9 protein-coding genes are annotated in these 10,115 nt (G+C 65.0%); 3 read left to right on the top strand and 6 right to left on the bottom strand.

The window, feature by feature from the left end; genetic code table 11:
• Positions 1-1,230 precede the first annotated feature (1,230 nt).
• The 3 genes from ACIBCU_RS38215 to ACIBCU_RS38225 all read right to left on the bottom strand — a co-directional run bounded on the left by ACIBCU_RS38215 (position 1,231) and on the right by ACIBCU_RS38225 (position 3,270).
• Complete coding sequence (locus ACIBCU_RS38215) at positions 1,231-1,638, bottom strand: hypothetical protein (RefSeq protein ID WP_399237288.1); 408 nt, start codon at positions 1,636-1,638, stop codon at positions 1,231-1,233.
• 15 nt (positions 1,639-1,653) lie between these two features.
• Complete coding sequence (locus ACIBCU_RS38220; RefSeq protein ID WP_399237290.1) at positions 1,654-2,286, bottom strand: sigma-70 family RNA polymerase sigma factor; 633 nt, start codon at positions 2,284-2,286, stop codon at positions 1,654-1,656.
• A gap of 669 nt (positions 2,287-2,955) precedes the next feature.
• Entirely contained in the window at positions 2,956-3,270 is a 315-nt protein-coding gene (locus ACIBCU_RS38225) for a hypothetical protein (RefSeq protein WP_399237292.1), read from the bottom strand.
• Between the two features lie 314 nt (positions 3,271-3,584).
• Here ACIBCU_RS38225 and ACIBCU_RS38230 point away from each other — a divergent pair, with 314 nt between their 5' ends.
• A complete protein-coding gene (locus tag ACIBCU_RS38230; RefSeq protein WP_399237294.1) occupies positions 3,585-5,387 on the top strand; it encodes a hypothetical protein in 1,803 nt (600 codons plus the stop codon).
• Positions 5,388-5,753: 366 nt separating this feature from the next.
• Here the strand turns inward: ACIBCU_RS38230 and ACIBCU_RS38235 are convergent, their stop codons facing one another.
• The 3 genes from ACIBCU_RS38235 to ACIBCU_RS38245 form a co-directional block, all read right to left on the bottom strand.
• A complete protein-coding gene (locus ACIBCU_RS38235) occupies positions 5,754-6,056 on the bottom strand; it encodes a hypothetical protein (protein ID WP_399237296.1) in 303 nt (100 codons plus the stop codon).
• A 475-nt stretch (positions 6,057-6,531) separates the two neighbouring features.
• Positions 6,532-7,020: a hypothetical protein gene (locus ACIBCU_RS38240; RefSeq protein WP_399237298.1), complete on the bottom strand. Its 489-nt coding sequence runs from the start codon at positions 7,018-7,020 to the stop codon at positions 6,532-6,534.
• A gap of 152 nt (positions 7,021-7,172) precedes the next feature.
• The gene (locus ACIBCU_RS38245; RefSeq protein ID WP_399237300.1) at positions 7,173-7,850 is read right to left on the bottom strand and encodes a hypothetical protein; all 678 of its coding nucleotides are present in this window, start codon (positions 7,848-7,850) and stop codon (positions 7,173-7,175) included.
• A gap of 655 nt (positions 7,851-8,505) precedes the next feature.
• Here ACIBCU_RS38245 and ACIBCU_RS38250 point away from each other — a divergent pair.
• Positions 8,506-9,075: a hypothetical protein gene (locus ACIBCU_RS38250; protein ID WP_399237302.1), complete on the top strand. Its 570-nt coding sequence runs from the start codon at positions 8,506-8,508 to the stop codon at positions 9,073-9,075.
• 502 nt (positions 9,076-9,577) lie between these two features.
• Positions 9,578-9,715 (top strand): hypothetical protein, encoded by a 138-nt coding sequence (locus ACIBCU_RS38255; RefSeq protein WP_399237304.1) that lies wholly within the window; start codon positions 9,578-9,580, stop codon positions 9,713-9,715.
• Positions 9,716-10,115: the final 400 nt, after the last annotated feature.

Raw genomic sequence — 10,115 nt, forward strand, 5'->3', positions numbered from 1 at the left:
GCGCGCGTCCTCCTCCGGAGGAACGACGCACGACCCTACGGGTCGTAAAGACGATAAAGCCCTACGGGCTTTCAACCCCATTCCTTCGGAATGGGGTTGGGAATTCCTCCGGAATTCTCGCACCACACCGGAAAGTGGTGTGACTGGCGCTCAGCGCCTGCGGGCCCTCGGGGTGACGGGAGGTCAAGGGGCAGTAGGGGCCTGCCCGCACGGCTCCGCAGTGCGGGCAGGCCTGGCGCCGGACGACACGTGCCGCAGCATTCGACCCACCGTCACAGACAACTACGCACCAACAAGAGGGGGTCGGCCGCCCCGGAGCCGGACACGAACCGCGTGCATCATTTCCAATGGCAGCTAAGAAAAGGACTTAGCACACACCACCCTGCATCACCTGGATGCTGGGTAGATACTGGGAATTCTCCCCGTCACCGACCAGCCGTCAGGGCTCGCCATAGCCCCGCCACCACATACCGGGGAGCGCTGAAGCTGCGCAGTACTCAACCAGCCTGCGCAGGTTCACCGATCCTCGATAATAAAATCTGGAGTCGACCCGAACCCCCAACTTGAACGACCGGCGTCCGAACCGTCTTTTTCCCTCGTAGTACTTGGTAGCAGCCGGTTTCAATTCACGGTAGGGGAGTACGTTGAGAAGCGCTAAGAAAAAATCTTTCATTAAGCGGCAGTTCGACCCGGGGACCATTCGTGGTTCGGTATTCATCGGATTGGCGACTGGGGCTCTGTTTTTGGGGGCTGATATCGCGCTGAGCGAGGAAGTGTTTCATGACCGAACTCCCGAGGTTGTGGTGGTGACGGAACCCGCTCGAGCCTGCATGGATGTGCAAGGCGTGAAGATCCCGCAGGCGTAACTAGAGCGTGCTGTTTTCCGGTGGGCCCAGCAAAATTAATTTGCTGGGCCCACCGGAGTGCTGGAGTGGGGGCCGGCAGACTGTGTTAATCTGCTGGCCCCCACCCTAGATGCTATGCATCTAGGTTAGACACTATTCGGTCATCGGGCGTTTGTTGTACCTTCGGCATGCAGACATCTCTATCGTCCCTTCACTTTTCCCGTGATGTTCTTTGTTCTGTTTCCAGGTGTCTTGTACTGTCTGCCAGCTTCCTCGCGTCCTTCTCGCCCTGAACCGTCCACTCTCCAGGGCCGCGCGGTTGTCGGCTTTTCTCCTCCGTGCCGTTGGGCGGTCGCGCTCCTGCCAGGCGCTGCCGCTGCGATTTCTAGTCGTCGCCGAGCATCATGATCGCTACGGAGTCGCCCTCTAGCGATGCTCGGTGCCACCAGACCTGAGCTTCTTGTTCGTCGTCGAACAGTTCCGTCAGCTCTGCGATTCTGCGCAGGGCTCTTCCGTCAATGCTTCCTTTCCTTTCCTGGTCGAGCAGCGCGTGAAGTTCCCCCTTGTACTTGATGCGCTGCTCTTCTTTTGTGCCCAGGTGTGCTGGCCGGGGATCTCCCCCCGAGAGGGGGAGGACAGCCGAGTCCTCCCCCTTCCGGTCGAGTTCCCGAACACCACCCGTGGAGGTGTAGACCAAATTGAAAGCATCAGTCCACACCTCCTGAAGGGCTGCGTCGGTGTGCCTCTTGAGGTAATCGGCGGCCTGACTCAGACGCTGTGTTAGGGCGTCCACTGTCTGCCTCCTTCGTTACTGCTCTCCGAGAATCTCACGCAAGAGCTGCAGGGCCTTGAGGTGGTAACGGCTGGCCCGCTTCGGAGTAATTCCCTCCGAGGCGGCGAACGCTGCCACCGTGGACCCATCGAAATATACGGCGGTGATCACTTCCCTCAAACGATCGGGAAGCTTTTCGACTGCCGCCAGTACTTCTCGTGCGTTCTCGGCTGCGATGAACTCTTCGTCGATCGCGCTCTCACCGGCCGCGTCATAATCGGCGAGGTCGGTGGGAACGTATCCATTCGACTTCTTACGCAAGTAGTCGAAGTACACGTTCTGAACGGCCCGATAGGCGAGATTTCGATGATGCTCCGGGTCGTTAGGGCCATACGTCAGCCAATTGACCCAGCGCTTGAGATAGGCCGACTGCACCAGGTCCTGCGCCTGTGCGTGGTTCCGGCACAAGCGGTAGGCGAACCAGTAGAGACTGGTCTCGGTTTCCGCCACGAAACGCGTGAACTCTGCGTCGAGCATGCAGGTCATGCCGAGGGTGTCGAAACTGATCCCGGGGCTGTCGGCCCCCTTACATTCGTGCGAGCCGCCGGCCTGCTGGGGGAAGGTTCCCAGCAGGCACCGCGTCGTGCACGGAGACGTCGTGGAGTACACGGCTTCCCCATATCTGTTTGCCCAGCCCGGCAGGGGGCCGGGAGGCGGTGTGCAGTGCTGTTGCGCCGCACACCAGGTTCTACGAGGGGTCAGCGGCTCCCGGACACCCTCGGACGCAACTTTTTTCCAAGCTTCCAGCAACGCGGTCCGGACCTGCGACGGAGCCACCATCCAAAGTGGAGACCCCCTGGCCGTGCCGGCGGCCCCGGCCGAACCGTCCACGCACGACGGAGGGCGGCACCCGATGCGGGTGCCGCCCTCCGTCGTCTTGGTGCCGCGTCAGGGGCGGTAGCCGCCCTGGATGAGGCCCGAGCGCGGCCATGCGCAGCTCGCTCGCGGTGATGCGGCCGACCGACAGCTCCTCCTGGATTGTGGCCAGAGGGACGACCTCGGCCTAGACGTCCTGGCCGGCATGGACGTCCAGGACGGCCGGGGTGGCACCGATCAGCAGGCGGGCGACGCGGCCGCTCGGAGCGCTCGCGCGGGGAGAGGCGGGCGAAGTCCTCGGCTTCCTGGGCGGCGGCCTCGACGCGGGCGACCTGCTCGCGGAGCTGGATGGTGCGCAGCTCCATCTCGGCGGCCGGGTGCTCGGTCTGGGCCTGCTGGAGACGGCGGTCGGGGAAGCAAGCCGTCCTGCCCTCGGTCGTCGTGGGACGTCGGTGCCTCTGTTCAGCTGGGAGGGCTCGAAGGCGGCGGGGCGACGGGATCCGGTGTCACCGGCGCGGTGGGGTTCGCGGCCGCGGGAGGTGTGGTCTGGGTCGAGGTGGTCGCCGGTGTGGGTGCGGGTTCGGTTGCGGGGCTGGGGACGCCGAAGAGGAAGGCGAGGGCGAACAGGGTGAGGGAGCCGGCGGTGAAGGCGACGCCAAGGTCGCCGGTCGGCGGGGTGGTGGTCGAGGCGGCTTTGGTGTGACGGTGGACGGCGTAGCCGACGGCGGCCGAGACGAGGAAGATCAGGCCGGCTCCGACATCGATGGGTACGTTCATCTCCGGGCCCTTCGGGCTCAGAGGGCCTGCCCGCGTCGACTCTCACATCAGCTGCGGGCAGGCCCTGCTCTGGCCTCGCGCGGCTACGGGAGGCCCCGCCTCGTTCGGCGCGGCCGGGCACCCGAATGTGGGTCCGGCCGCTGTTCCCGAAGCGGTGGCCATCACTGTGCGTCGGTGATCTGATTGTCCATCTGGCCGTTTCAGGTTGGGGCAGGTCAGAGGGGGAAAAGGCGGGGACACGTGCGGACAGGACGGGACGAGGGGGCCCCGGGATGGTGCAGAGCAGAAGACCGGGCAGGCAGTCGGGTCCGCTGATGGGGGAAACGCCGGAGGCCGAGGAACTCGCCAAGTGGGTCAGCAAGGTGACGAAGGCTCTGACCCTGCGTGATCTTGAGGACCGGTTCGAGTACGGGCGCACCCAGTGGGGGCAGTTCCGCAAGGGGAGCAAGGTCGTCCCGGGCTGGATGGTGGATGCCCTGGTGCGGGAGCTGGTCAAGAACCCGCAGAACCGGGAGATGCAGTTACGGCTCGGCCATCGGCTGCAGAAGGCGGCCGAGGCTGCGGCGGTGGCGCGGGAGGCGAGAGCCGGGGTGCTCCCGGCGGGCACGGAGGGCGAGCTGGGAATGCGCCTGGACCAGGCGCGTAAGACGACGATCGAGGCGCAGAAGACGCTGCTGGGCGCCACGCAGATCATCTTCATGCTGCTCCAGATGGTGACGTCGTTGCGGAGCCGGTGCGAGGTGCTGGAACAAGAGAAGGAGCGCGCCGCTGAGCGGGACAGCGTGGTCCCCGTGGTCGAGCGGGAGCTGCTGGAGACGCGGCAGAAGGTCGACCTGGTCAAGAAGAAGCTGGCCCGGGCCCGCCGCACGCGCCAGGAGGCCGAGGAGCTGCACGTCACGGCCGAGGTGAGTGCCGCGCGGCACGAACTCGCTCTGGAGACGATGCGGGCCGTGCCGTCCGCGGACACCGCAAGTGAAGGGCCGGGCGGGGACGCGACGGACTCACCGGCGGAGAGCCCGGCGTCCGTGATGGAGGGTCTGCCCCCGTTGTGGGAGTACGACGTGGCCCTCGAAGCGGCAGACCAGCAGATCGACCAGCGTGAAGCAGAGCTGGACGGACTGCGGGCGCAGATGGGCATCACCGCCCAGGAGAACGCTGAGGAGCAGGACGAGAGGGAGGTCCTCGCGGGCGTCGTTGTCCGCGAACCGTCCGCGGACAACACGAACGCCGAGCCGGTGCCGGCGGACGACAGCCTGGCCAGCTCCTCCCCAAGCCCCGCAACCAAGGAGGGAGAAGGGGGCAACCACAAGGACAATGGCATCCTCGATCGCCTGACCAGCCGTCCGGACGAGTCCACTATCGAGGTTGTCCGAGACGCCCCAGACGACCCACCGGATAACGGGGTCCGCCAGCATCCGCAAGACGCGGTCCCCGCCGAACTGCTCCTGGGTAAGCAGCGCGCACTGTCAATGGTTTCCTCCCCGATGCATGCTGCTCGGCGTTACGCAGATCTCGCCAAGGACGCCGCCCGGCTCGTGGGACCCGAGCACGACGAAACCTTCGAGGCTCGCATGCTCTACGCGGCCTACACAGGACACGCCGGGAACCCGAAGACCGCGATCCGGCTCTTCACTGAACTCCTCGCCGACATCCAGAAACCGGAAGCAACCGGGTACCGCCTGGTAACAGCAGAAAAGATCAAAAAGCATCTGAAGTACTGGAAGAAGCAGAGCAGGCGCGACATTCCGCGCGCACTGTTCGGGTGGAAGGTGAAGCCCGCGACCGACTCCCGTCGCACAGAGTTCCAGAAGCTCAAAGCCCACGCCATGTCGAAGGGGCATGACCCCGAGACCGCGGTCAAGCTGTACGCCGACCTGGTCGTGACGGCGACCAACACTCTCGGCCCCACGAATCACGAAACCTTCGAAGCTCGCAGTCACCACGCCGCCTACACAGGGCGGGCCGGCGACCCGGCCGCCGCGGTCCGGCTCTTCACTCAACTCCTCGCCGACATCAAAAGGCCGGGGACCAGCGGTTACATCCTGATCCTGAGAGAGAAGATCCCGAAGCACCTGCAGTACTGGCAAGAGCGATGTGAACTTGGAGAGCAGCCCTGACCTACACGCTTACCCGGCGGAATGCCGCCACCGCGTTCCCGGACTCGCGCAGCGCAAGAGCACGCTTGGCCGAGCACGGCCGCCAAGCTCGCCCAGGCCAAGACGGAACACCTGCAGGCGCAGCTGGGACCAGTGGTGGGCACATCGCGGTCCTCCATAAGGCGCTGAAGGCGTTGATGCCGGCGGCGGAGCGGCCGGTGCTCGCTCAGCCGTCGGTGCTGGGGCAGGCGCAGCCGGAAGACGGATCCGCGGGAACCTCAAGGAACAACCTGCGGCGAGCGGGGAGCGGCGCCAGTGGTGGAAGCGTAGGTAGCCGGACGAGGAGGGTGACGTGCTGAATGCCGAGAACACGTTCACCACCTTCCGCTAGTTGATCCACCCGTCGCTGCTCAAGTTCGGCCGGCGGACGAAGGGGGAGCCCGGCATCGTGCAGAAGCAGCGGAGGAACGAAGAGCCCAGGTTCGACATCGAGGTCGCCACCGTCATGTAGCGCTCGACCGCAGCAAGGGCACCATGTTCAGGAACGTCTTCTTCGACTTCCGCTGGTGCGGAAACGGGCGCGTCGAGAAGGGCACGGCGATCAAGCGGCAGGTCGGCGGCAAGGTCAGGGAAGCGGCTGCGCTTCGTCTCCGAGATGAAGTACGTCGGCTGCCAGGTCGTGGACGGCATCATCGCCCTTGCCGACGTCGAGTTCGTGTACCTGCGTATGTGGTCCGTGGGCTGGGAAGACGCCTGTCGTGCTGTGCCAAGGGGCACGTCTTCGCCACTGTCATCCGGCACGGGTTCACCGTGGGTGGGACTACCTGGGTGTCATTTCCCTCAGAGCTCTGACCTGCATAAAGGCTGTCGGTGCCGTGCTGTATAGGGGGCGGAACAGGCAACTGGTCTGCGATTAGTGGGGCGTCAAGTTTGTCGGTGCCGTTCCGTAAGGTGCTGCCAGGCCCCGGCAACGACCGAGGGAGACGCCGTACGGCGGCCGGCAAAGCAAGCCGTACAGCAGTCTCCCTCACGTCTGCCGATGGGTTCCGTCCGATCCCGCTGAAGAGAGAAGAGGCCCCATGACAGTCCCTGATGTACCCGTTTCCGGAATCGATTCCTCATTACCGGTTCCTGGAACTGCTTCTGACGGTACCCGAGAACACTGTCACTCGAAGTTGATGGGCTGGGTGATCGTACTCATCGGCGTTCTGTCGATGGTCGGCGTTGTCGTCCTGGCCCTGTTCGACCGCCCGGAAGCAGCCGCCGCACTCGGGTCCACCGCGGCGGCGGTATGCACCGTCGGCGGCAGCCTGGCCGTGCACCGCAGATAGCAGAAGCAGCGGAGGGCAGTACCCCACCCGGGGTGCCGCCCTCCGTCGTTCTGGTGTCGTGTCAGGGGCGGTAGCCGCCCTGGATGACGGCCGAGCGCGACTATGCGCAGCTCGCTCGCCGTGGTCCGGCCGATGGAGAGCTTGTCCTGAATGGTGGCCAGGGAGACGGCCTCGATCTGGACTTCCTCGCCGGCCGGGGTGGCGTCGAGCAGCAGGTGGGCTCCGCAGCGCTCGGAGCGCTCGCGGGGGGAGAGGCGGGCGTAGTCCTCGGCTTCCTGGGCGGCGGCCTCGACGCGGGCGACCTGCTCGCGGAGCTGGAGCAACGGAAGTCGACTAGCTAGGAGTCCTCGGGCCCAAGCTGTTGGCAGACAAGCTCGCCGCGTTTGCCCGTATCCGACTGGAGTGGGGACGGCCTGACCGACAGGCAGACGGCGCCCGCTGGGTTCTCAGCTGCGCGGGCGCCGTCTGGGATTGTCTATGTGGCGGAGTCCGCGGCCGGCTTGTCGCTGCCACCCCAGTGGTCAAGGAACAGTTCGTGACCTGGCTTCGTGGAAGTTGCGGAATCTAGATCGCGCAGAAATTCACCGATGCGCCCGTGAAGAGGTCCGCAAGCAGCGCGGGCACTGCTCGGTTCCATGGACGGGCCCCAAGCGGCTTCGAAGAGCGCACCGAGAATCGTCACGAGGTTGTCTCCGGAGACGGCGATGGTCTGCATGCCATCCGAGTGTTTGGTGATCCGGCCCTCCGGCAAGTTCGGATTCTTGGTGAACTCAACGTCTGTAGGGACGGGGCCGCCCTGGTCCGTGGCGAGGCTCATCGTCCACTCAGGCTGCCACGCGCCGAACGCTCGGCGGGCAATGTAGGTCCAGGTGTCTTCATGGCAGACCATGTCAACGTAGGAGAGAGTGGCTGCCTTTTCCAGCAGGGGCAGGTGGTACTTGTAGAGCTCGATGTAGGTGTCGACCCTTTCCTGCCTCGCAGCATCCTTGGCCTTCTCCTCCTGGACACGGATTTTCTCTTGATCTGTCGCCTTTTGGACGGCGGCCGCGCGGTCTTCCTCACGCCACCTCTTCTCTTGCTCCCAGCGCTCGGCGGTGATTGCCCGCTTCTGCTCCTGGTTGGCCTTCCACTGTTCGAATACCGACTTGATCATGCGCGTCCTCCGCTAGGTGCCGACACGTCGATGATTCCGGTGCATTCGGGTTCAGTGGGTCGAAACGGCCGAGTTCGCGGACCGGCATCCAGCCATTTCTCACCGCTGTGGCGCGGGAGCATCGCAAGAACGTTCCGGCAGGCGCCACATGCAGGCGCCCGCCGTGAGGCTGACTACCTAGCGCTGTCCGAGCGGCCCGGCTGCTGGTCTTCGACGATGCGGTAGTGGGTGTCCGTCTTCAGGCCCTCGTCGCGATGTACATACCACAGCACATGCCGACCAGGCTCTGGGTTACTCCACTCCAGAGGTTTGCCTTGACCGAATAGTGACTCGGCGACTGCCTCTGCGGCCGCGAGTGTGTCGTATGCGCCTTCAGTCTTCTCGGGACCGATCGCTCGATACTGCATTCCCGCCCCTTTGGTCAGTGAACACAACGGTTCCTGTAGTCCGCATCATTGCTCGCCGTCGGGGCACCGACAAGCAGTTCCTGGTGTCCACCACCGCAAATGACGGCTCACAGCGTCGGGGTAGGCAGGGAGTGTCAGCGCAGGAAGCCGAAGAGGCCGTTCCTTCATGCTCTCCCCCGGCCTTCCGGCTCTCGGAGAGCGGGTGGTTTCGTCAGCTGCTTCCGCCGTGTGCACGAGGACGCCTGGCTTTGTACGCGAGCGAGGCGGAGGTGTTCGGTACGAAGGTCGACAAGATTCTGGACGAGCAGGCACCGGAGACGCAGGCGGCCGTGCGGCTGACGATCGCGGGCTTCACGGACACGGAGATCGCCGACCGGTTGCACCTCAAGCGCGGGGCGGTCTGCATGCGTAAGCCGCGGTTCCGGCTGCACGAACCTTCCCCGCCGGACGAGGAGGCATCTGCTGGCGCCCAGGAGCGCCTGGTCGTCGCGGTGGCCGAGGAGCAGAGCGCAGGGGCACTGAGGGCTGAGCTGGAGCGTGTACGGCATGAGCACGCCCTGGCCGTGGTTGAGGCCGAGCACGGCCGCCAGCTCGCCCAGGCCGAGGCCGAGCACCTGCGGGAGCAGCTGGCGGCCAGGGGCGAGCACATCGTGGACCTCCAGCGGGCACTCAAGGCCTTGATGCCCGCGCCGGAGCGACCGGTACTCGAGCAGCCGTCAGTGCCGGGGCAGGCGCAGCGGAAGGGCGGATCCTCCGGGGCCCTCGAGGAAGAGCCGGCAGCGGGCGGCGAGCGACGTTGGTGGTGGCGACGGAGCTGACGGTGGGTCTGGATGCGGCGGTGGGCGGCACCCGGTCTGGGGGCCGCCCACCGTCGTCTTGGCGCTGGGTCAGGGGCGGTAGCTGTCTTGGAAGAGGCCGAGCACGCAGTGCCCTCAGCAGGAGACAGAGCTTCAGCGGGCGCTGAAGATCATGCCCGCCCTGGAGCGACCGGTGCTCGCGCAGCCATTGGTTCCGGAGCAGGCGCAGCCAGAGACCGGATCCGCGGGGGCTCCATAGATGGGCTGGCTGGCGGGAAGCAGCTCGGGTGGTGGCATCCGAGAGCAACAAACGGGTTGGCATCATGAATCGAAAAACGGAATCCGTCGTCAACCGCAAAGCTTTCCCATCTCTGTGCCCCTCTTCGATACCAGAGGTAGGAACGAGGGCCTTCCGAGGCGCCATGCAGTCACACGATCCGCCTTTATCACGGCCTCCCTCTGCTAACGTCTAAATCGCCCTGAGAGACAGGGATATAAGAACTCATCAGAGGGGAGGGAAACCATGTCCGGCATGGAAGGCTCCACCGAGCAGGCCACGCCGGGCCGCTCCAGGCGCAAGCGCGCCGCTGAGACGGTCACCCTGGTCACGTGCATCCTGCAGGCCGTGTACTGGGGTCTCAAGCTCACTGGAGTGCTCTAAAAGAGCAGGTGGGCCCGGCTGTTGACGCAGCCGAGCCCACCGAGGCCCAGGCACCGGGCCCCACGCCCTCCCTTTGCACCGGGAGCGTGGGGCCCACTTTCATGTTTGGGCCCTTGTGATCACCACAATTAATGTGGCGACCTGCCTCAGGATACACACCACCCCATAACCCGAAAAGCCCCCACACCTAACACCCCCCCCCTCGAATTACACCCCTCGCAAACTTCCACACTTATCTCTCGCCGAGAAAAGGAAGACTTCTCCTTAGAACTCTCCCATTCGATTTCTCGCTCTAAAATCAAGGCCTCTGTTTTGTTGGTGTGGGGGTCGTCTTTTCTGGGTGAGCCGCGGTTGGGCATGGGGTCCTGCGCCCGGTGTCGCGCCCAGGTGTGCCGGTGCG

Origin of the sequence: Streptomyces sp. NPDC051064 (assembly GCF_044455985.1) — a bacterium.
In the GTDB taxonomy this organism is placed as follows: domain Bacteria; phylum Actinomycetota; class Actinomycetes; order Streptomycetales; family Streptomycetaceae; genus Streptomyces.